This window comes from Actinospica robiniae DSM 44927 (genome assembly GCF_000504285.1).
Taxonomy (GTDB): domain Bacteria; phylum Actinomycetota; class Actinomycetes; order Streptomycetales; family Catenulisporaceae; genus Actinospica; species Actinospica robiniae.
Genome location: NZ_KI632511.1, coordinates 691,975 through 712,009, shown reverse-complemented (window position 1 = coordinate 712,009; position 20,035 = coordinate 691,975). Strand labels below are relative to the sequence as shown.

The following is a 20,035-nucleotide window of genomic DNA, read 5'->3' as shown; positions in this document are numbered from 1 at the left end:
TGGGCCGTCGAGGACCCAGGATCAGCGACACCGCCGGCCGAGTGCTCGACGGGCTGCTGACTGGCACCGTCGAGCACGACTTCTACCGCGTGCTATCGCGCTCCGGCGAGCGATGGGGCGGCACCCTGCCGGAACCGGATCTGCCCGAAGACGGACGGGCCTGGTAGCTGTCAGGTCGCTATAGCTCTAGCCTCCGTCTTTCACTAAGCGTGTGAGTTCGTGGTCTGAGTCGGCTGGTTGGTGTGCCGGGTTCGAGGGCATGGCGAAGTGCCGACGCGATGGTCGGGCTCTTCCTGGTTCCTTCGGGTCGCGGCGGACGAGGCTGTGTGGTTGGTCAGCAGGTGCAGGGCCTGGGCAGGGCGGCGAGTCGGTCGAAGGCTTCTGTCAGCTGTTTCGCCCAGGGCCAGTGCTCGGCGATACGCAGGCGTGTGCGCCGGGCCGATCTGGTGATGCGCGCTGCGACGTGCAGCAGCCGGTAGCGGATCTTCTTCGGCTCGGCACGGGCGAGAGCGCCGTCGAGCAGCAGCATCCTCATCCAGCAGGTCAGGTCGATTCCGGTCAGGGCGAGTTCGAGCCAGGCCTGGTTGATGGCGTATTCGCGGGATGGGAAGCGCCCGAAGCCGGAGTCTTTGCCTGTCCGGATGCGGTCTTCGACCCGAGCGTGTGCCCGGTGACGTGCCTCGATCCAGGTCAACGGCCCGTCGCTGAGCCGGCTGTCGGTGGCGATGACCTGGTGGCGGTATCCCTCGATGGTGTCGAACAGGCTCAGTTGGGCGCCGGGGTGCGGGCGTTCGCGCCGCACGATGAACCGGGTGTCTGCGGGCAGGTTCGTACCGTAGCCGTAGAGCAGCCCGGTGATCTCGGCGACCTCGGCGCCGTCGCGTACCTGCCCGTCGGCCTCGATCGCCGGGTACCACGCTGTGGCGGGCAGTTTCGTGATCGCCTGCCGGACCTGCTCGTCGATCGGCGCGCCGACCGAGAAGCGCACGTCCACGCCCCGGTCACGCAGGGACCTGATGTGCGCGAGGAAGGCGTGCGTGCACCCGGCGGTATCCGTGCGCACCAGGATCGGGGCCCCGTGCCGATGCTCGTCCGGGATCTGCGCGAGCGCGGCGTCGAGGACCTCGATGTGATCGGCCGCCGTGTTCGATTCGGCCCTACCCGGGCGCAGGACGCCTGAAAGGGCCTCACCCGTGTTGTCCAGAAAGCACAGCAGTGGGTGGTAGCCGAACGTCTTCTTCCAGGTCGGTGTCGCGTTCTCCTTCTCGGAGTAGCAGATGCCGATCGAGGCGTCGATATCGAGCACCAGACCGGGTATCACCCGGCCGGCGGCTTCGGCCTGCGGCAGGGCGCCGCGCGTCTCGGCGCGCTGCGCCCAGGCGAGTTCGCGCGCCACCGCCCGCGCACCGCGCAGCCGGGCGATCGCGGCGGCGTCGATCGAGTTCAACACCCGCCACGCCGTCGGATCCGATGCCACGGGGCCGAACAGTTCCGCCTGGTCCCGCAGCACCGCGAGGTCGCTGATCGCCTCACCGCCGTCCGCGAGCATCACCGCGAGATCGACCGCGACGCGTCCCGGCGCATGGCCGCCGGCCCGCTGCCGCAGCCCGGCGAGCGCGTCGATGAACGCGGACTCCAGTCCCGTGGCCTCGGCCAGGTCCGCCAACAGCCGGGACCCGGCATGCCCCACTACACCGCGCCCGTCGGACGAGACGACAAGACGAGGGCGCGACGTTGTACTCTTCACCTCGAAAGTGCTCCCTGCTGCGGAACATGTGACCCTAGAGAAGCCACATCATTCCAGCTCAGAGAGCACTTTCGTATATCAGGACCACGATCCGGACGCCACTACTGAAGCGCCGAGGCTAGTGCACTATTTGCTCGATGCGCGCTGGCCCGGCACCTATCGCCGTGTGGGCGAATTCCGCAGCATGCCGTGCCCGGATAAGGTGTGTGTGGGGCCCGCGTCCACCAGTGCGCCCCTTGTCTTCTGTTCAGCGTCGCCGTTCGTGATGGATTTCGAGGCTCTTTAAGGAGAGGGCGACGCGCTCACGTTGCCGGTCGATCCGGACGACCGTCACAGTGACCGTGTCACCGACGGAGGGCGCGCGTTCGGCGAGCATCGCTCGGGATCATGCCGTCGATCTCGCCCAGGCCGACAAAGACGCCGAAGTCCGTGATGGTCTTGACCGGGCCGGCCACCTGCCGGCCGACTTCGAGTTGCGCGATCGCCTGGCTGCGGCGGTGGCGACGGTTGCCGGGGTTCATGCCAAAGTCTTGGGACTGACTTCAAGAGGCGTGATCGTCGTGGGAATTTCCCACTTCCGAGGGATGCCTACAAGATCAGGCACGCTCCCGAACAAGGGGCGTGATAATGTCTGACTTTGTGGATGGCCTCCAGCGATGGCGGAAGTGGGCGGCGCTGGGAGCTTTGGCTCTCGGCGGCATGGGAATCGGGTTGACGGAGTTCACGGCGATGGGCGTCCTTCCCGAGGTGGCGCGAGATCTGTTGCCGACACTCTATCTGCGATCCGAGGACGACAGTTTTGCTCGTGCTAGCTTGCTCATCACGGTCTATGCAGCCGGGGTGGTCATCGGTGGTCCCGTGATTGCCGTCGCAGCGGCCCGGGTACCCCGGCGTCGGCTATTGATCGGCCTCCTCGTCATGCTGGTGGCTGGAACGGGGGCGACCGCAGTCGCGCCGAATTTTGCCATAGTGCTGGTGTTCCGGTTTATCGCTGGCATGCCACACGGAGCTTATTTCGGTACCGCGGGCTTGATTGCGTCGAGCATTTTCGGTCCTGGCCGAGGCGCCAGAGGCTACGCCATTGTTCTCAGTGGACTAACAGTAGCCACCGTCATCGGTGTACCGACAATCACGAAGATTGGTCAGGTTGCTGGTTGGCGAGTTAGCTATCTGGCCGTGACCCTTGTGTTCGTCGCAGCGCTGGTCGCCGTTGCCGTAGCAGTGCCGCCGAGCGTATCGCTTGAAGGCTCCTCACCGCGGGCTGAGTTCCGGGCGTACCGATCATGGCGGGTATGGCTGGCAATCATATCAACCACCATCGGATTCGCTGGGTTCTTCGCTGTAGACTCCTATATTGCGCCTATTGTCACGTTTGTGACCGGACTGTCGACTGGGTTCGTTCCGTGGGCTTTGTTCGCAGTCGGTTTGGGAATGATGGTGGCTCATCGAGCTTGACCGTGCTTGAGGTGTAGGGCGTTCGGTGGCCCGTAGATCAGGGTCTTGCTGAAGTAGAGGCGCCCGTGGCGCTCTGTGATCATTCGAGTTGCTGAGACAAGAGTGATCGCGAGGGAGCCACGGGCTTGGTCAACGATACGACATTGCTGTTCGGACTCGACGGGGTGCAGGTCGTGCGCGTCATGCTCGATGACGACGAGAATCCGATACTGGCACTGGTGACCGCGTCTGAGCAGGCCAGATGCTGTCCCGGCTGCGGGATGCGTTCACAGCACGCGCATTCGTGGGTGCGCACCCGGCCACGGGATCTGCCGGTGGCAGGGCGCCGGACGGCGCTGACGTGGACCAAGCGGCGTTGGCGCTGCCGCAACGCCGCCTGTGAGCGGGCGACCTTCACCGAGTCGGTCCCGCAGATCCCGCCGCGTGCCCGGCTGACCGGTCGGCTTCGCGCCTCGATCGGAGCGGCGGTGGCCGACCGCGGGCGCACCGTGATCCAGGCCGCCCGCGACCACGAGGTGTCCTGGCCGATCGCGCAGACGGCGTTCGCCGCCCACACCCGCCTCGCGCTACCGGCCGAGACACCGCAGGTCGCACGCCTGGGCATCGACGAGATCCGGCGCGGCAAGGCGCGCTTCCGGCTCGTGCCCGGCGAAGGCGGCGACGAGAAGTGGGAGGTCGTGGCCGATAAATGGCACGTCGGGATGGTCGATCTCGGCGGCGGCGCCGGACTGCTCGGGCAGGTCGAGGGCCGCACCGCCGAGACGCTCTCGGCGTGGATCGAGGCGCAGAGCCCGCAATGGCGAGCCGGAGTCCAGGTCGTGGCGATCGACATGTGCACCGTGTTCAAGGCCGCGATCCGCACCAGCCTGCCGCACGCGGCGCTGGTGGTCGACCGCTTCCACGTCGCGCAACTGGCGAACACAGCGCTGACCGAGGTACGCCGCCGCGTCACCGTCCAGGCGCGCGGACGCCGAGGACGCAAGGGCAACCGGGAGTGGGAGCTGAGAAACAGGCTCACCCGCGCCGGCACACGGATGCACGCGAAGCACCTGGACCCGATGATCGACGACCTCCGGGCACTGCCCGCGAAGATCGGTATACCGATCCTCAAGGCATGGAACGTCAAGGAAGACCTGATGGACCTGCTCGCACTCCACGGCACACACCCGGACCGGGCACAGATCAGCGCTCTGCTGATCAGGTTCTACGAGAACGCCGCCGCCTGCGGCCTGCCGGAGATCACGCGGCTGGCCGGCACCGTCTCGACCTGGTGGCCGCAGATCCTCGCCGCGATCACCACCGGCGTGACGAACGCGGGCTCCGAGGGCACCAACCGCGTGATCAAAACCGACGCCCGCACCGCCTACGGCTACCGCAACCCCGCCAACCAGCGCCTACGCGCACGCGCCGCCACCACCCGCCGCGCCCGTGGACACCTCACCACCCACACCAGCGGACCCCACGCCCAACCCAGACGCCGCTCAAAAGCCTGACAGCACGGTCAAGCTCGATGAGCCAGTATGCCTTATCGGCGCGCACGCGCTCGGGCCGAACGCGCGGGCGTCCCGGGCCGAGTCTGGGCACACGGCTCGCAGGCGAGGTGAATCTTCGTGGTGAAGCCGCCACGCGAGCGGCCCAGAGCGTGATCGTTCGGCTCCTGCGTCACACCGCCTGGTGGCTGCTTCTGCAGAACGCCATCGCGCCGTGCGCCGGCAGCGTGCTGGTGAGCTCTGCAGATTGTGGAATCGACGCTGACCTCCCAGGTGATCAGCCCCAGTGCATCAGCCCTGGCTTGAAGCCCTGTGAGGATCCGTGCCCAGGTGCCATCACGCTGCCAGCGGCGGAAGAGTCCGTACGCCGTCTGCCAGGGACCGTACCGTTCGGGCAGGTCTCGCCAAGGCACGCCGGTACGCACACGAAACCGGATCCCGTCGATCAGCCTGCGTTGCGCCGCAACTGGACGGCCGGTAGCCGAGACCGGCAGCAACGGCTGCAGCACCGCCCATTGCGCATGAGCCAAGTCCCCTCGCGACACGACGCGATTGTCCTCGCAGCTACTGCCACCCAGCACAGCAGGGTTCTAAAACACGTCCTAGACCGGGAACGGCGTGCAGCCATGTAACGCCAGGCCAAAGACCCACGGATGGGTCAGGAGAGCCTAAATAATCCCAAGGCTCGTTCTGACGAACGACGACGCTTCGCGGCGTGAACTTCAGTGTGCTCTGAACTGAACCAGTAGCGCTGAGACGGCGTACCGATGGGGCATGGCAGCGCCACCTGGTACTCCAGTCGTAGATCATAATCTGGCCTGAAGTCATTTACGTTGTAGCGCAACGGATGTACGGTCGGCGCCTGTGGCGAGGGCGATTGAGCGTACACGGGCGGGTCGACTCGACGATCTCCCGGGTGCATCAGCCCCCGGCGGGATCGCGCGGTTGTCGCGGTCCCGCCGGGGTTTTGCCGAACCGGAGTCACGAGGACGTCGGTGTGGGCGCTACGAGGCTACGTAACCATTGAATGTGCAGACGCAGTCGTGGTTGGCGCCGCCGGATGTCGTCGCGCGGTTGGCGCCGAACCAGAGCGTGCCGGACGCGACGCCGACGCCCTCGATCTCGAACAGAGCCGAATACGTGCTCGACGTGACCCGGAATGACAGGGTGGGATCAGAGGCGAGCGTGGGGGCCGGGGACTGAGGATCGTCGTAGAAGTCGAGGACGCTCTGGTAGACGAGCACGATGCTGACATTGTCGTTTGTCACGATGTGATAGAGCAGGCCGTCGGAGTAGCCGATTCCCTGGCTGGCCCACGTATCGATGCCCGACACCGTAGCGCCGTCGACCGGGGCGTCGGCGACATCCAGGTTGAAGATGTTGGTCACGGCGATGGTGCCGCTGGGAGCGGTGAGCCCGAGCGTGCCCTTGTAGTAGGACGTCCCGAGCTTGAACAGGAAGTCGGCGTCGGACGCGGTCTTCTCGATGATCTTCACGCCGCTCATTGCTTTCTCGGCGCCGCCGTACGTGATCGTGTAACTGCCGACCTCGGTGTACGTGGTTCCGACGTACTGCAGCTTCACCAGACTCGCGCCCGTAGTCGCCATCGTCACGACGTACATGTAGTAGTTGCCGCCGTTCGACATCAGCGCGATGTCGTTGGCATGACCGAGGCCGGTGATGTAGTCCTGGCTGTTCCCATTGATTGAGTAGGTCATGAGCGTGGTGGTCCCGTCGCTCATGTCGGTACGGTAGATCTCAGCCCGCGAACCGCTTGAACCGTCGAGCTTTATCGAGTACGTGTACGTGGTACCGACGGCAAAGCCCTCATCGGTCGTGTACGAGCCATCGTTGCCGTCTCCGAGCGTGGCGACGGTCGTGTAGGTGTTGTAGTACGCGGCATTGGCGGCGGCCGGAGCCAGTACCAGCAACGCGCATACCGCAGCCGCGACCATCGTCGCGCGGCCCATTGCTCTGCGCAGCAAGACATCCTCCCATGGGTTGCCGCGGAGGCGTACCGAGCCCTCGCGTTACCGGCATCCAACGCGAGAGTTTCTCACGGGTCAACCCCGGCGCCCTCGCAGCATCCGTGCACACCGTGACCGGGCAGATCACCAACAAGAGCCTGCGCGCCTTGGTGACCACACTGCTCGCCGCGCCGTAGCCAGCGTGACAAGTTCCCGGTAAGCCTCGGGCGTCGTCGCTACCCTGACGGCCATGGACCATACCGCTGCGCGTGCCGATGTTCGTGAACTCCAGAAGGACCGCGAGACGTCCCGAAGCGCCGTTGGCTGCGGCCACGCTGTCACCGTCAGATCGGGCCACCGGCCGTGCCACCGGTGAGCTTTGGCTTCGTAGATCTCTCGAGTGACATGGACTGGGTTGGGCCGGATGACGAGGTTGAAGAGGTCCGATAAACCGTAAGATGCGTACACACTCCACCTGCCGTCGTCCTCGATCCGGATGCCCACGCAGCAGGCCATGGCGGGAAAGGCTACAGTGGCGACCTCGTCGCCTGGGCCAGGCACACGCTCGGCCTGCTGCTGCGCATCTCGAAGAAGCCGCCCGGCAAGAGGCTCGGGTGAGGGGTGCGGCCAGTGCCGTGAGCGCCGCCAGCGTGCCGAAGCCCGCGGCCAGCCCGGCCCCGACGGCGACCGCGCCGACCAGCAGCGGGCCCCCGGCGTCGCACAACTCCCGGCCGAGTTCGGCCGCGCCCAGGGTCGCGCCGATGCGCTCGGGCGGGGTGGCCGAGGCCAGGGCCGCGAAGCCGAGCGGGGTGATCACACCGGTGCCGACGCCGATCAGCACGGCCGCGATCAGCATGCCGGCCAGTCCCGGGATCATCCCGGCCGCCAAGCCCACGGCGGTGATCGCCAACCCCGCGGCCACTCCGGTCCCGGTGTCCAGCCGTCCGGCGTCCAGGGCGCGCCCAGCCCGGGGCTGGGTCAGCGCCGCGCACAACGCGAGCAGCGAGACCGCGGCCCCGGTCGTGACCGTCCCGAGCCCGGCGTGCCAACCAAGCACGGGCAGGAATCCGACACCGATCGACAGCGCCCCAGTGGCGAACGCCAGCGCCAGGGTCGGGCGCAGGAACGCACCATCGGCAAGGCGCCGGGCCAGGTCGAGGAGCGTCTGCCGGGACTTGGCGATCGGCGGCACGTGCGGCACGGCGAGCGCGGCGCACACCGCGACAGCGCCGGCTGGCACGCTCATCACGACGAACACCAGCCGCAGGCCGCCGGCGGCGGCCAGTGCGCCGCCGAGCAAGGGTCCTGCGGTGTAGCCGATGGACTTGTAGAACCCGTACGAGCCGAACGCCCGTCCCTGCTTGGCCTTCGGGTTCAGCCGGGCTACCAGCGCGGACGCGGCCGGGGAGAACGCCGAAGCCGCAGCCCCCTGACCGAGCCGCGCCGCCCAGAGCGGTCCCGGCTCGTTCGAGACGGAGAAGACCTCCGTCGCCAGCGCGAACCCGATCAGCCCACCCAGCAGCACTGCCTTCGCTCCCACGCGGTCCGACAACGCGCCGAAGACGGGCTTGAGCACGACTTCCGCCGCGTCGTAAAGCGCGAGCAGCCCACCGAGCGCCAACAGCGACTCGCCGCGGTGCGCGGTGAACGCGAACCCAGGTTCGCCGCCACCCCGTGCGCGCCGAACGCCGTGGTGAACCCGGCAGCGTACAACGGCCACAGCCGCGCACGCTCACTGCGATCGGCTCCGGAAGTCTCACGCATCTTCGCCTCTAAACGGTGGTCTGGTAGCCGATAACGCCCATCATCCCGGCGGCAGCATGATACGCATTGTGACAGTGCGTCATCCACTGGCCGGGATTGTCGGCATCGAAGTCGACGGCGACGGATCGGCCGGGCAGGACGATGACGGTGTCCTTGCGCGGCCCGCCATTCGCGAGTTGGAAGCTGTGGCCGTGCAGGTGCATCGGGTGCCACATGGCCGTGGTGTTTGTCCACGCGATGCGGGCGCGCTGGCCGACTTCGACGCGCATGAGCGGGTCGGCGGCGTTGTAGGCGAGGCCGTTGACGCGCCAGTCGTAGTGCTTCATGCCGCCGGTCAGGCGCAGAGTGCTGCTGACGTCCGGGGTCTCGGCTCCCAGCTGGTAGGCGTCGGTGGCGCGCAGCTCGCTGTAACCGATCGGGGCGGCGGCGAGTTCGGCCGGACGCGCGTCGGGCGCCGGGGCCCGGCCGGAGGCGGTGCGCACGATCGCGTGGGCGGTGGCGTTCCTGCCTTCGGCGAGGGCGACGAGAGGGAAGACTCCGTCGTGGAGGGTGACCTCGACGTCGTAGCGCTCGCCCATGCCGAGCAGCAGGCTCGTGGCCTGGACGGGTTGGACGGGCTGGCCGTCGGTGTGGGTGACGGTCAGGGTGTGGCCGCCGAGGGCGACGCGAAAGGCGGAGTCTGCGCCGGCGTTGATGATGCGGATGCGGGCGCGCTGGCCGGGTCGGGCGTTGAAGGTGACCGGGTCGGTGGGCAGGCGGCCGTTGACGAGGTAGTAGGGGTAGCGCACATCGCCGCCGTCCCCGCCGAGCAAGTCACTGGTGGCACCGGTGAGCATCGCCGAGCCGCCGGCCATCGGCGTGCTGCTCATGTCCATGCCCGGCATGGACATCGCGGTCTCGGACGCGCTCGGGCTGGGATCAGCCGACATGCCGGTCATACCGCGCCGAAGGGTCGCGAGCACGCTGTCTGGGCTCTGGCCGTCGACGCCGTCGATCCAGTCGTCGAGCACGACGGTCCAGTCGTGGTCGTAGTCGGCCTTCTCCCCCGGATCCTCGACGATCAGCGGGGCGTAGAGGCCCCGGTCCTGTTGGACGCCGACGTGCGGGTGCAGCCAGTAGGTTCCCGGGTTCGCGGTGACGAACGTGTAGGTGAAGGCCGCGCCGGGCTTCACCGGGTTCTGCGTGACCTGCGGGGTTCCGTCCATGTTGTTGCGGATCGCGATCCCATGCCAGTGCACGGTGGTCTCGGCGGGCAGGTGGTTGGCCAGGTGCGCGGTGATCAAATCCCCGCGGTTGACGCGGATCTCGGCACCGGGCAGCGTCCCGCCGTAGGTCCACGTGTCCACGACTACTCCCCCGAGGTCGACCCGGGTGGGCACGGGGTCGAGGGTGACGGTGCGGGTCGCGCCGGAGTGGTGGCGAGCCGATTCGCGCGCGGCCACGGACGGGTCGGTCGGTTCGATCAGCATGTACGGGATGGACGCGGGCACGGAGTCGACGCTGCAGGCTGTGGTGCTCGTGCCGAGCAGGAGGCCGGCGCCGGCGACGGTACCCGCGCGCAGCACGGCGCGCCGATCGAGGTGGGCGGTCATAGTGGGGCCTTCCGAATCAGAGCATGGCGGATGAACGGATCTCGTACCTGGCGAAAGGCGTGACGAGGCCACGCCTGGGCCAAGCTTCTAGATCCGCAGCAGGCTCAGTTCGGTCAGGGATGGTGGCTTGGGCACGGGATCGGCACCGCTCGAGCGGGTGCCGGACGCGCCGCAACACAGCGGCGACGCGCTCAGTTCCGCGTCTGTGGGCGCTGCGTTGGGATGCACCCGTCCGGAAACGGGGACGGCGTACGCGCAGCTCGACCCGTTGCAGCAGTCGCAGTCGTCGTCTTGAGCGGCGACCGCCGAGCCCGTGTGCGTGTTCTGATGGGCTGCGGACATCGGCATCGGCGCAGGCGCCGATTCGGTCGCCGGTGCTCCGGAGACGCAGACCAGCGCGCATGTCGCAAGCGCGAACACAACCGCCAGGGCGAATGCGCTGCGGGCCAGGCACGCGCAGGACGGGTGCGGCGCACCGCGTTCCCGCATCGAGGCCTCCCGCTTTGCCGGGGCGCCGGCTGGATCTCCGGCGCCTCGAGGCTATCGTGCGCGAGCTATGGCCGTGCCGCCGTGCGGATAGATTTATCAGCGAGAACTACCCCTGGGAGGTACAGGGCCAGTCAGTGGGCAGCGGCGTTCGGCCCGCGTGCCCGCCACAGCTCAGCCCGAGGTATCAGGGCTTGAATTCCGATGGTGTGGGCGGCCGCGACCGAATCGGGCATGGAGACCGAGGAGGATGAGTTTCACCACGATCAGCGCGATGATCGCGTCGGCCGCGACATCCTTCGAACGCCCTCCGCCGAGCAGTGAGCCGATGAGCCCGAGGTGGATTGCGACGGCCAGAGCGGCCAGCATGCACCAGCCAAGCGTGCGCAACCGCCCCCTGCTTCCGCGTCCTCGCGCCGGCCGGCCCTCCGCGGCCGACTGCGGATCGTGCGGTTCATGGTCCGATGACCAGTGGACGCTCAGCCCGTCACGTCGACCGATCTTCGCTATCCGAGCCGCGATCGCGCCCTTGAGCCGTTCGAGCGCGGCGTCTTCGTCCGCCTCGACGCGCAGCAGCAGCTCGTCCTCGTGCGCCGTCAGATCCCAGGACCCGTCGGCGAAACGGATCACCGCGTGGTTCCCGTTCTTCTCGACGTTCTCGACGCGCGGCATTCCGGCCTCGCCGGGGCCGTGGCCGTTGCCGTGGCCCGAGGCTGACGCGGCCGAGGGCAGGTGGCGCATGTGCTGCATCGAACCGAGGTGGCTGCACAGCTGCTCGAGGTAGCGTGCAGCGCGGTCGGTCGGGATACGTGTCTCGGCGGCGGGCATCAGGCGTTCTCCTTCGCGGCTTCGGTGCGGGTCAGGGCGACGCGCCAGCCGCGCAGTCCGTCGGGCAGAGAGGGCAGTGCGGTCTCGACGGTGACCGCGTCCATAGCGTCGATCCGCCAGCCGTCGGCGAAGGCTGATTCGATGTCCTCGGGCGTGACCTTGTGCACTGGTCCGCCGCGGCTCGGCGGCTCCTCGGCGTAGCAGAGTACGAGCAGCCGTCCGCCGATCTCGAGCACTGCGGCGAGGTTCTCGACGTAGCGGCGGCGCTGCTCGCCGTGCAGCGCGTGGAAGACCAGCGAGTCGAGCACCACATCGAACCGCTCGCCCCATCCGGCGAGGTCAAGCGCGTCGCGCCGATCGAAGCGGACGGCGAGCCCGCGTTCGGAAGCCTTGCGCCGCGCTTGATCCAGAGCAGCCTCCGACAGATCCACGCCGGTCGCCGTGCAGCCGAGAGCCGCAGCCATCAGTGCGTGCTCGCCCGTCCCGCACCCGACATCCAGGACCCGCCCGCGGATCAAGCCCGCCTCGGCCAACTCCCGCAACGCCGGCTGCGCAGCCGCGATATCCCACGGCGGCCGCATCGCGTACAGCGCGTCATACCCGCCCTTCCCATCCGGCGCCGCCACTGGTGCGTCGTGCGCGTCCACGGCATCGCTCCCATTTTTCGAGACACTTTGTTCTGACTGTTTCAGAGTGTCATATGGTCGTCGCGATGTACACTGCGGGGGTGCCGAAGCTGTGGACCGAGACGATCGCCTCGCACCGCGAAACGGTGCGCGAGACGATCCTGGACGCGATGTGGCACCTCGTGAGCGAGCGCGGGCTGGCCGCAGTGACGATGTCTCAGATCGCCGAGCAGGCGGGCATCGGGCGGGCCACGCTCTACAAGTACTTCCCGGACGTCGAGGCGATCCTGCTGGCCTGGCACGAGCGGCAGGTCGCCGAGCACCTCGCCGAACTGGCCGCGATCCGCACGCAGCACGACGACCCGGCCTCGCAGCTGCACGCCGTACTGACCGCCTACGCGTTCATCTCCCGCCACCGCGGCGCGCACCCCGGCGACCTGGCCGCGTTCTTGCACCGCGACCCGGGCCTCGAACCCGCCCAGCAGCAGTTGCTCGCTCTGATCACCCGGCTACTGGCCGACGCTGCAGCAAGCGGCGCGGTACGCACCGACACCGCCCCGGCATACCTCGCCACGTATGCCCTGCATGCCCTGGCCGCCGCATCAGGTCTCCCCGACGAGCCGTCGGTGCACCGCCTGGTCGAGGTCGTCATCGCAGGACTGCGCCCAGCCGTGTGAACCCCCGGCAGCTCTCAGGCGTGCCCTAGCGCGCCGAGTGCAGCTGCCAGGCGGCTCTTCGCCTCCTCGGCCACCGGCTTCAAGCGGTCGTCGCCAGCGAGTTCGCCCATGACGGTCGGGTCTAGCGCCTCGACCACGGTTGTGTCGTCATGCCCGCGCACGACCACGTTGCACGGCAGCAACAAGCCGATCGACGGGTCGGCGCTGAGGGCGCGGTGGGCCAGCGGCGGGTTGCAGGCGCCCAGGATGACGTGGGGGCCGGTCTCCTCGCCGAGCTTCTCGCGCATGGTGGCCTGGACGTCGTCTTGGTCAGGACGCCCTGGTCCTTCAGGGCGGCGCGGACCTGCTCGAGTACGAGCTCCTGCGGGCGGTCGAGAACGACTGCGGTGCCGTAGGCCATCGTGGCGCCTTTCCCCATCAGGGTACTGCCGTGGTGGTCCGGCGATCAGGCAAGGGAGAGGAAGAGTTTCTCCATCTTCGCGACGTTCGCGGCGCGCTGCTCGGGATCGTCGGAGTCCATGCACTGCTGCAGGCCGCTGGCGATCACCTTGTAGCCGGCCCGATCCAGGGCCCGGGAGACGGCGGCGAGCTGGGTGACCACCTCGGCGCAATCGCGGCCGGACTCGAGCATCGCGATCACGCCGCGGATCTGGCCTTCGGCGCGGCGCAGCCGCTTGGTGACCTCGGCTACGGTCTCGGACTCCACCTGCATCGGGTGTCTCCCCTCGCTTGTTCTCGCACCCCAATATACCCCATGGGGTATTTGCGGATACCCCACCGGGTATGCCTATCATGCTCCCGGCGATACCCCTGGGGGTATCTGCGTCGAGAAGGATCACACCGGGAGGAAGACGTGGCGATAGCTGCGAGCGAGTTGCAGGCGGTCGACGCGGCCGAAAAGCCGCAGCGGCCGGGGGTGCTGGGGCGGGTCGGCCAGGCCGCGGCGAGTCGGTTCCGGCTGACGCTGGTGCTGTGGCTCATCGTGATCGCCGGGCTCGGGGCGCTGGCCCCGCAGGCGACCAAGGCGCTGGCCGGGGCGGGCTGGCAGGCGGATGGCTCGCAGTCCGTTCAAGTGCGCGACCTGGTCGATCAGCACTTCGGCGGCGCCGGATCAAGCGCGATCCAGGTCGTGGTGCACGCCGACCGGCCGGTCACCGAGCCCGCCGTGCGCGCCGTGGCCGCCCAGGCGACCCGGCTGCTGCAGGCCGACCCGCGTATCGGCGCGGTCCTGCAGCCTCAGTCCGGCGTCACGATCAGCGCGGACGGACACACCGAGGTCCTGCTCGCCGGCGCTCACGCGGACACGAACACGATGGTTCGGGCGGCAGACGACCTCAAGGCGCCGCTCGCCGCACTGTCGGGGCACGGGGTCACCGTGGCGGCCACCGGCTCGTCGGTGCTGTGGAGCGATTTCAACGCCGCCAACCACGACGCGATGATGCACTCGGAGATCATGTCCTGGCCCGTGACGATGATCATCCTGGTGCTCGCCTTCGGCTCCCTCGTCGCCGCCGGCCTGCCGCTGCTGTTGACGATCTCCGGCCTCGCCGCGTCGGCCGGCGCGCTGGTCCTGCTCAACCACCTCACGCCGACCTCGATCTGGGCGATGAACTTCGCCATGATGTTCGCCCTCGCCCTCGGCATCGACTACGCCCTGTTCCTCGTCGTGCGCTTCCGCGCCGCATTGGCGCGGCACGGGGACGTGCACCGGGCGGTGGGTCAGACCATGGACACCGCCGGCAAGGCCGTCGCCCTGTCCGGGGCGACCGTGCTCGTCAGCCTGTCCGCGGTGATGCTGGTCCCGGTCCCCGCGTTCCGTTCGATGTCCGCCGGGATCATGCTCGCGGTCGCCTTCGTGCTGGCCGCCACCCTGACCCTGCTGCCGGCCGTCCTCGGCAAGCTCGGCCGACGCGTGGATGCCGGCCGGCTGCCGTGGACGAAGAAGAACACTGAGGGCGCAGCCGGAGACGGCAGCCGAGTATTCGCCAGCTGGGGAGAACGGCTGTGGCGCAATCCCCTGCGCTACGGCCTGCCCGCCCTCGTCATCCTGCTCGCGCTGGCCTCGCCGCTGCTGGGACTGCGCACCGCGATGCCCTCGATCACCGTCGTGCCCGAGACGGCCTCCGCCCGCGTCGGCTACACCGAGGTGCAGCAGGCCTTCGGCCCCGGCATGCCGGGCATGCTGCAGATCCTCGCCCCCGCGTCCGAGGCGCAGGCGGCGCACGACGCGGCGGCCGAGACCGGCGGGATCGCCGCCGTCACCCCGGCCCAACGCGCCGCCGACGGCGCGGACCTGGTGCTGATCCAGGCCGTGCCGAGCGTCGATCCCTCCAGCCCCGCACTCGGCGCCACGGTCGAGCACCTGCGCGCCGGCCTGCCCGCACACGCGATCGTGGGCGGCGCGGCGGTGGAGAATCTGGACCTGCAGTCCGCCCTGAACGCCAAGACCCCGCTGGTCATCGGCACCGTGCTCGGCCTCGGGTTCCTCCTGCTGCTGGTCGCGCTGCGCGCCCCGCTCGCCGCCCTGGCCGGCACGCTCACCAGCCTGCTGTCCACCGCCGCCGCGTTCGGCGTCGCCCGGCTGGTCTTCCAGAACGGCCACGGCGCCTCAGTGCTCGGATTCACCCCGCAGCACTTCCTGGACGGCTGGGCACCAGTGTTCTTCTTCGCCATGATCTTCGCGATCGCGATGGACTACACCGTGTTCCTGCTCGCCGCAGCCAAGGAACACTACGAACTGACCGGCGACCCGAAAGCCGCGGTCACCGGCGCGCTGCGCCACTCCGGGCGCGTCGTGTTCGCGGCAGCCGCCGTCATGGTCGCGGTGTTCTTCACCTTCGCGCTCTCCGGGCCTCTGCCGCCGAAGGAGATGGGCGTCATCCTCGGCGTCGCGGTCTTCCTCGACGCGGCCCTGATCCGCCTCGTCCTGCTTCCCGTGCTGCTGCGGCTGATGAACCACGCGACGTGGTCCTGCCCGCGCCGGCTAGCCCGGATCCTGCCCGACATCCGCTTCTCGCACTGACCGCACCAAGCACCCCGCAGAAAGACAGAGCATCTCATGCACTTCCTCGATTTCATGTCCACCCGCCCTGGCCGCACGATCAGGATCCTGATCGGCTTGGCCCTGATCGCCGTCGGCGTCGCCGCCGGCGGAGCGTGGTGGGCGTTGGCCGTTTTCGGCCTGCTGCCGCTGGCCACCGGCGTGTTCAACCTCTGCCCCATCTCCCCGCTGTTCGGGCGTTCCTGTCGCGGCAACGGCTGCCGCGTGCAATAGGCAAGGCGGGATCGGTCGTGCTCATCGATCTGGCGCTGGGACCGGCCACCGGGCTCGGCCTCGCCGCCTGAAGAGAGATCCACCCACGTGCCAGCGTGCCACCTGCAAGTCCTGCGGCAAGGCCACCTATCGAGGATGCGGGATGCACGTCGAGCAAGTGCTCGCCGGAATCCCGGGCTCCGAGCGCTGCTCCTGCCCGCCGCGCAACACCCGCAAGGGCGGCGGGCTGGTCGCGCGCCTGTTCGGCAACCGCAGGCCGTACGCACAGCGGCAGACCGTTGCGGCCGCTACGAGTCGATGCCTGATTCCGCGCGGACGCGGCGGGAAGGGCTGAAGCGGTAGAGGTCGAGAATCGCGGGAGGCTCGGCGGCGCCGGGGCCGCCGGCCTGGGCCCAGTCGGCGATGTCGGTGACGGCGTCAGGGTCGTGGACGAGGCCGAGCCAGACCGGGCGTTCCCCGCCGGCGCGCGCGGCTGGAGCCGGGCTGACGACGATGACGTTGGACTGCTCGCACACGTCGAGGCAGTCCGAGACGCGAACGCGTGCCGGGCCGAGGCGTTCGCGCAGGGTGGCGAGCTGTCCGGCGTGGTCGACGCCAGGGTTCTTCTCGACCCGTCCGCAGCAGCAGCCGCGGCACACGGTGACGGTGGCCGCGCCGATCTGCGTCTGCGCCTTCTGTTTGGTTTCCTTCTTTCCTCCGCTCATCGCAGTGCCTTGGTCCAGGCGGATTTGCGCAGCATCCGCAGGCCGTTGAGGCCCACGATCACGGTGGAGCCCTCGTGCCCGAGCACGCCGAGCGGAAGCGGGAGGTGGCCGGCCAGGTCCCAGGTGACCAGGGCGAGGATGATGACGGACGCGATGACGAGGTTGGCCTGCACGACCGTGCGGGCGCGGCGCGAGAGCGTGATCACTGCGGGGATGGTGGCGAGGTCGTCGCGCATGATGACGGCGTCGGCGGTGTCGAGCGCGAGGTCCGATCCCGCCCGGCCCATCGCGACGCCGGTGTGCGCGGCGGCGAGCGCGGGCGCGTCGTTCACGCCGTCGCCGACCAGCAGGATTCGCTGGCCGTAAGCCTCCAGTGAACGGACCGCTTCGACCTTGTCCTGCGGCAGCAGTTCCGCGCGCACGTCGGTGATGCCGGCCTGGGCGGCGAGCAGGTCGGCGGCGCGCTGGTTGTCGCCGGTCAGCAGGAGCGGCGCAGTGCCGGTGACGGTGGCGATCCGTTCCACGGCGTCGGCTGCGGCGGGTCGCAGGCGGTCGGCGATGCCGAAGACGGCCACCGGCTTGCCGTCCACACGCACCAGCGCTGCGGTGTGGCCGGAGACTTCGAGCTGCGTGATGACGTCGGCGAGTTCGCCGTCTGCGGGATCGTCGAGCAGGCGGGTGGGGCTGCCGATCTCCACGTCGTGGCCCTGGACGCGGGCGCGCACGCCCTGGCCGGGGATCGCGGCGAACTCCTCGGTGCCCACGAGCGTGTGCCCGGCCTCGCGGGCCGCGGTGACGATCGCGCGGGCCAGCGGGTGCTCGGACGGGTTCTCCGCGGAGGCGGCGAGGGCGAGGATCTGCTGCTCGGACAGATCGGTGCTCGAGAGCGACTGGATGCGGGCCAGGCGGGGCGTGCCCTCGGTCAGGGTGCCGGTCTTGTCGAACGCCACGCGCGTGGTCGCGCCGAGCTGCTCCATTACGACCGCGGATTTCACCAGCACGCCGTGGCGGCCGGCGTTGGCCATCGAGGCGAGCAGCGGCGGCATGGTCGCGAGGACGACGGCGCAGGGCGATGCGACGATCATGAAGGTCATCGCGCGCAGCAGGCTCGGCTGGAACGCCGCGCCCGCAAGCAGCGGGATCGCGAACAGCAGCACGGTCGCGCTCACCATGCCGATCGAGTAGCGCTGCTCGACCTTCTCAATGAACAGCTGCGTCTTCGCCTTGGTCTCCGAGGCGTCTTCGACCATCGCGACGATCCGGGCGACCACGCTTTCGGAGGCCTCGCGGCCTACCCGGACACGCAGCGCGCCGGTGCCGTTGAGGGTGCCCGCGAAGACCTCGTCGCCTTCGGACTTGGCGACCGGCAGCGGCTCCCCGGTAATGGTGGCCTGATCCACTTCGCTCGCGCCGGACACGACCCGGCCGTCGGCTGCGATCCGCTCCCCGGGACGCACGAGTACGACGTCACCGACACTCAGGGCCGCGGCGTCGACGAGTTCTTCCGCGTCGTTTCCGGCCAAACGCACAGCGCGCTCGGGGGCGAGGTCGAGCAGCCCGCGGACGGCCTGAGCGGTGCGATGGGTCGCTACCGCCTCGAGCGCACCGGAGGTCGCGAAGATGACGATCAGCAGCCCACCGTCCAGCACCTGTCCGACGGCCGCGGCGCCGATTGCGGCGAGCACCATGAGCAGGTCGACGTCGAGGGTCTTCTCGCGCAGCGCGCCCAGCCCGGCCAGGCCCGGCTCCCACCCGCCGGCCGCGTAGCAGACGAGGAAGAACGTCCACGGCAGCCACCCGGGCGCGTGGGCAAAATGAGCGACCAGACCCACCAGGAACAGCGCCGTCGCCAGCGCCGCCCACTTCACCTCGGGCAGCGACCACACCCCCGCTGCACGGGGCGGGTGGGCTCGGCGGGTCCGCTCTGCACGGCGGCGGGCCGGGTGTCGATCATGTCGGTGGGCATGGCGGATCCTCGATCTTGGGGAGCTACCCGGCCGACTATACCTGATCGCATGAATATTTCTTCATGCGAACACCGCTGGTATGCTTCGTGCATGGGTCATGTCAACGCCGAGCAGGAGAACGTGCCGCGTGAGCGGGCCCCGCAGGCGGTGCTCGACGCCGCGTCTGCTGCCGCCGTGGCCGAGACGCTCCAGGCACTGGCCACCCCCAGCCGCCTGCTGATCCTCGTGCGACTGCGCCGGGGCGCGTGTACGGTCACTGAGCTGGCCCGCGAGATCGGCATGGAGCAGTCCGCCGTCTCCCACCAACTGCGCCTACTGCGCCACCTCGGCCTCGTCACCGGCACGCGTCAGGGCAAGAACACCGTGTATGCCCTCTACGACAACCACGTCGCCGCCCTTCTCGACGAAGCCGTCTACCACTCAGAGCATCTGCGCCTGGGCCTGCGCGACCACGTCGGCCAGCCCGGGATCGAGACGATCGCCTAAGCAGAAGCACGCTGTCACCGCCGTGAGCGACGGCCATCTCTGCGTGGTGTTGCCGTGAGTGCGCTTCAGCGCCGACGGCCTTGGTAATTTCAGCCTGAAACCATATCGCCGTCCATGTGCAATGCGGGCCGACAGACAGGTTCGGGACCGAGCGGATCTCTGCCTGGGTGGGACTCTGGCGGATGCCTCCGTGGTCCCTAGCCTGAGAATCGAAGGGGCCGATCACCCACAGTCTCGCTCGGCCCAGGTCAGACGCGTTGATCGGCACTCCGACGGTGCTGTGGAAATCCACCCTTCCCGCCGAAGGCTCCCCCACTGTCGGCGGCGGCGCGGTCTGGTGGGTGAACTACTTCGCCGGAGAGCTCTACGCCCTCGACCCGGCCACCGGCGCCGCCAAGGCACAGATCTACCTCGGCGGCCCGACCCCGAACTTCGTCTCCCCCACTCTGTCCGGCGACCAGGTCTTCGTCGGCACCGACACCGGCGTCGCCGCCGTCGCCGGAGCCTGACGGCAGACCGGCGACACCGCGGCTCACGACACCCCGAGCTGCTCCTCCGCGGTCATCCAGTCCGCCGCTATCGCCTTCTGCGCGGCAGCCAGCGACACCTTCCCCGAGCACACGTCCTCGCGCAGATCGTTCTCCACCTTGTCCTTCGGGTTGGGCAGCTTCCCGATCTCCGGCCACAGGTTCGCCACGTCGTTCGCTCCGCCGAGTTCCAGCGGCACCAGGTGATCGAGCTCGGACACGGTGCCCGAGGCGATCCCATAGGCCTGGTACATCTGCGCCTTCAGCCGGTTCGTGGCCGAGGACGAGGGATGCACCTTCGCCGTGTACCCCGAGGCACATATCGTCGTCGTTATGTTCGCCTGCGTCACCGCCGGGTCTATCGCACCCGGCGTGCACGACGCATCCGGGCGCGGCCCGGACAACGCACGGCACGAATCCGGCGCGGTCCCGGTCAGCTTCCCGG

The 20,035-nt window shown here is 68.9% G+C and carries 21 protein-coding genes and 2 pseudogenes; 7 read left to right on the top strand and 16 right to left on the bottom strand.

Going from position 1 to position 20,035, the window contains the following annotated elements; all coding sequences use genetic code 11:
* Window positions 1-334: 334 nt before the first annotated feature.
* The 3 genes from ACTRO_RS03095 to ACTRO_RS45180 all read right to left on the bottom strand — a co-directional run bounded on the left by ACTRO_RS03095 (window position 335) and on the right by ACTRO_RS45180 (window position 2,268).
* Window positions 335-1,747, bottom strand: coding sequence for an IS1380 family transposase (locus tag ACTRO_RS03095; RefSeq protein WP_034260988.1), 1,413 nt, complete (start codon window positions 1,745-1,747; stop codon window positions 335-337).
* Window positions 1,748-1,994: 247 nt separating this feature from the next.
* Complete coding sequence (locus ACTRO_RS51285; protein WP_157435691.1) at window positions 1,995-2,123, bottom strand: S1 RNA-binding domain-containing protein; 129 nt, start codon at window positions 2,121-2,123, stop codon at window positions 1,995-1,997.
* Window positions 2,092-2,268, bottom strand: coding sequence for a S1 RNA-binding domain-containing protein (locus ACTRO_RS45180; RefSeq protein WP_084315926.1), 177 nt, complete (start codon window positions 2,266-2,268; stop codon window positions 2,092-2,094). The genes ACTRO_RS51285 and ACTRO_RS45180 overlap by 32 nt, the downstream gene beginning before the upstream one ends.
* Window positions 2,269-2,374: 106 nt before the next feature.
* On the opposite strand from ACTRO_RS45180, the gene ACTRO_RS45175 reads away from it, so the two are divergent.
* Together ACTRO_RS45175 and ACTRO_RS03090 are read left to right on the top strand one after the other, a co-directional pair.
* Window positions 2,375-3,202, top strand: coding sequence for an MFS transporter (locus ACTRO_RS45175; protein WP_157435689.1), 828 nt, complete (start codon window positions 2,375-2,377; stop codon window positions 3,200-3,202).
* A 125-nt stretch (window positions 3,203-3,327) separates the two neighbouring features.
* Entirely contained in the window at window positions 3,328-4,695 is a 1,368-nt protein-coding gene (locus tag ACTRO_RS03090) for an ISL3 family transposase (protein ID WP_051450234.1), read from the top strand.
* 25 nt (window positions 4,696-4,720) lie between these two features.
* Here the strand turns inward: ACTRO_RS03090 and ACTRO_RS45170 are convergent.
* The 8 genes and pseudogenes from ACTRO_RS45170 to ACTRO_RS03060 all read right to left on the bottom strand — a co-directional run.
* Window positions 4,721-5,237, bottom strand: a pseudogene (locus ACTRO_RS45170) (IS5 family transposase); the annotation flags it as partial.
* A gap of 459 nt (window positions 5,238-5,696) precedes the next feature.
* On the bottom strand, window positions 5,697-6,434 hold the full coding sequence (locus tag ACTRO_RS03085; protein WP_157435687.1) for a hypothetical protein: 738 nt from the start codon (window positions 6,432-6,434) through the stop codon (window positions 5,697-5,699).
* Between the two features lie 369 nt (window positions 6,435-6,803).
* On the bottom strand, window positions 6,804-7,175 hold the full coding sequence (locus ACTRO_RS50685; protein ID WP_084316984.1) for a nucleotidyltransferase family protein: 372 nt from the start codon (window positions 7,173-7,175) through the stop codon (window positions 6,804-6,806).
* Window positions 7,176-7,668: 493 nt separating this feature from the next.
* Window positions 7,669-8,235 (bottom strand): annotated as a pseudogene (locus ACTRO_RS50680) (MFS transporter); the annotation flags it as partial.
* A 196-nt stretch (window positions 8,236-8,431) separates the two neighbouring features.
* The gene (locus ACTRO_RS03075; RefSeq protein WP_034260984.1) at window positions 8,432-10,015 is read right to left on the bottom strand and encodes a multicopper oxidase family protein; all 1,584 of its coding nucleotides are present in this window, start codon (window positions 10,013-10,015) and stop codon (window positions 8,432-8,434) included.
* A gap of 87 nt (window positions 10,016-10,102) precedes the next feature.
* Window positions 10,103-10,363 carry a hypothetical protein gene (locus ACTRO_RS03070; protein ID WP_034260982.1) on the bottom strand — a complete coding sequence of 87 codons (261 nt, stop codon included), beginning with the start codon at window positions 10,361-10,363 and terminating at the stop codon, window positions 10,103-10,105.
* 312 nt (window positions 10,364-10,675) lie between these two features.
* A complete protein-coding gene (locus ACTRO_RS03065; protein WP_034260980.1) occupies window positions 10,676-11,329 on the bottom strand; it encodes a DUF2218 domain-containing protein in 654 nt (217 codons plus the stop codon).
* The gene (locus ACTRO_RS03060; protein WP_051450232.1) at window positions 11,329-11,976 is read right to left on the bottom strand and encodes an SAM-dependent methyltransferase; all 648 of its coding nucleotides are present in this window, start codon (window positions 11,974-11,976) and stop codon (window positions 11,329-11,331) included. Before ACTRO_RS03060 ends, ACTRO_RS03065 begins: the two co-directional genes overlap by 1 nt.
* Window positions 11,977-12,056: 80 nt before the next feature.
* Here ACTRO_RS03060 and ACTRO_RS03055 point away from each other — a divergent pair, with 80 nt between their 5' ends.
* On the top strand, window positions 12,057-12,632 hold the full coding sequence (locus ACTRO_RS03055) for a TetR family transcriptional regulator (RefSeq protein WP_034272826.1): 576 nt from the start codon (window positions 12,057-12,059) through the stop codon (window positions 12,630-12,632).
* Window positions 12,633-12,646: 14 nt separating this feature from the next.
* Here ACTRO_RS03055 and ACTRO_RS50205 read toward each other — a convergent pair whose 3' ends face one another.
* Both ACTRO_RS50205 and ACTRO_RS03045 read right to left on the bottom strand, forming a co-directional pair.
* Complete coding sequence (locus ACTRO_RS50205; RefSeq protein ID WP_211244068.1) at window positions 12,647-12,919, bottom strand: DUF302 domain-containing protein; 273 nt, start codon at window positions 12,917-12,919, stop codon at window positions 12,647-12,649.
* 158 nt (window positions 12,920-13,077) lie between these two features.
* On the bottom strand, window positions 13,078-13,344 hold the full coding sequence (locus ACTRO_RS03045; protein WP_051450231.1) for a metal-sensitive transcriptional regulator: 267 nt from the start codon (window positions 13,342-13,344) through the stop codon (window positions 13,078-13,080).
* Window positions 13,345-13,485: 141 nt separating this feature from the next.
* On the opposite strand from ACTRO_RS03045, the gene ACTRO_RS03040 reads away from it, so the two are divergent.
* Both ACTRO_RS03040 and ACTRO_RS03035 read left to right on the top strand, forming a co-directional pair.
* A complete protein-coding gene (locus ACTRO_RS03040; protein WP_034260978.1) occupies window positions 13,486-15,654 on the top strand; it encodes an MMPL family transporter in 2,169 nt (722 codons plus the stop codon).
* Window positions 15,655-15,690: 36 nt separating this feature from the next.
* Window positions 15,691-15,906: a YgaP family membrane protein gene (locus tag ACTRO_RS03035; RefSeq protein ID WP_034260976.1), complete on the top strand. Its 216-nt coding sequence runs from the start codon at window positions 15,691-15,693 to the stop codon at window positions 15,904-15,906.
* Between the two features lie 287 nt (window positions 15,907-16,193).
* On the opposite strand, the gene ACTRO_RS03030 is transcribed toward ACTRO_RS03035, so the two are convergent.
* Complete coding sequence (locus ACTRO_RS03030; protein WP_051450230.1) at window positions 16,194-16,610, bottom strand: hypothetical protein; 417 nt, start codon at window positions 16,608-16,610, stop codon at window positions 16,194-16,196.
* A complete protein-coding gene (locus ACTRO_RS03025) occupies window positions 16,607-18,496 on the bottom strand; it encodes a heavy metal translocating P-type ATPase (protein ID WP_157435685.1) in 1,890 nt (629 codons plus the stop codon). The genes ACTRO_RS03030 and ACTRO_RS03025 overlap by 4 nt, the downstream gene beginning before the upstream one ends.
* Before the next feature lie 171 nt (window positions 18,497-18,667).
* On the opposite strand from ACTRO_RS03025, the gene ACTRO_RS03020 reads away from it, so the two are divergent.
* Window positions 18,668-19,063, top strand: coding sequence for an ArsR/SmtB family transcription factor (locus ACTRO_RS03020; RefSeq protein ID WP_051450228.1), 396 nt, complete (start codon window positions 18,668-18,670; stop codon window positions 19,061-19,063).
* Between the two features lie 257 nt (window positions 19,064-19,320).
* Window positions 19,321-19,572, top strand: coding sequence for a PQQ-binding-like beta-propeller repeat protein (locus ACTRO_RS03015; protein WP_034260972.1), 252 nt, complete (start codon window positions 19,321-19,323; stop codon window positions 19,570-19,572).
* Between the two features lie 23 nt (window positions 19,573-19,595).
* Here ACTRO_RS03015 and ACTRO_RS45150 read toward each other — a convergent pair whose 3' ends face one another.
* Entirely contained in the window at window positions 19,596-19,940 is a 345-nt protein-coding gene (locus tag ACTRO_RS45150; protein ID WP_051450227.1) for an HNH endonuclease, read from the bottom strand.
* Window positions 19,941-20,035 lie beyond the last annotated feature (95 nt).

Excerpts from the sequence above, each read along its gene's own strand:
- ACTRO_RS51285 (WP_157435691.1), bottom strand. The coding sequence starts at position 2,123 with ATGCTCGCCGAACGCGCGCCCTCCGTCGGTGACACGGTCACTGTGACG.
- ACTRO_RS45180 (WP_084315926.1), bottom strand. The coding sequence starts at position 2,268 with ATGAACCCCGGCAACCGTCGCCACCGCCGCAGCCAGGCGATCGCGCAA.
- ACTRO_RS45175 (WP_157435689.1), top strand. The coding sequence starts at position 2,375 with ATGTCTGACTTTGTGGATGGCCTCCAGCGATGGCGGAAGTGGGCGGCG.
- ACTRO_RS03085 (WP_157435687.1), bottom strand. The coding sequence starts at position 6,434 with ATGAGCGACGGGACCACCACGCTCATGACCTACTCAATCAATGGGAAC.
- ACTRO_RS50685 (WP_084316984.1), bottom strand. The coding sequence starts at position 7,175 with ATGGCCTGCTGCGTGGGCATCCGGATCGAGGACGACGGCAGGTGGAGT.
- ACTRO_RS03075 (WP_034260984.1), bottom strand. The coding sequence starts at position 10,015 with ATGACCGCCCACCTCGATCGGCGCGCCGTGCTGCGCGCGGGTACCGTC.
- ACTRO_RS03070 (WP_034260982.1), bottom strand. The coding sequence starts at position 10,363 with ATGCCGATGTCCGCAGCCCATCAGAACACGCACACGGGCTCGGCGGTC.
- ACTRO_RS03065 (WP_034260980.1), bottom strand. The coding sequence starts at position 11,329 with ATGCCCGCCGCCGAGACACGTATCCCGACCGACCGCGCTGCACGCTAC.
- ACTRO_RS50205 (WP_211244068.1), bottom strand. The coding sequence starts at position 12,919 with ATGCGCGAGAAGCTCGGCGAGGAGACCGGCCCCCACGTCATCCTGGGC.
- ACTRO_RS03045 (WP_051450231.1), bottom strand. The coding sequence starts at position 13,344 with ATGCAGGTGGAGTCCGAGACCGTAGCCGAGGTCACCAAGCGGCTGCGC.
- ACTRO_RS03035 (WP_034260976.1), top strand. The coding sequence starts at position 15,691 with ATGCACTTCCTCGATTTCATGTCCACCCGCCCTGGCCGCACGATCAGG.
- ACTRO_RS03030 (WP_051450230.1), bottom strand. The coding sequence starts at position 16,610 with ATGAGCGGAGGAAAGAAGGAAACCAAACAGAAGGCGCAGACGCAGATC.
- ACTRO_RS03020 (WP_051450228.1), top strand. The coding sequence starts at position 18,668 with ATGGGTCATGTCAACGCCGAGCAGGAGAACGTGCCGCGTGAGCGGGCC.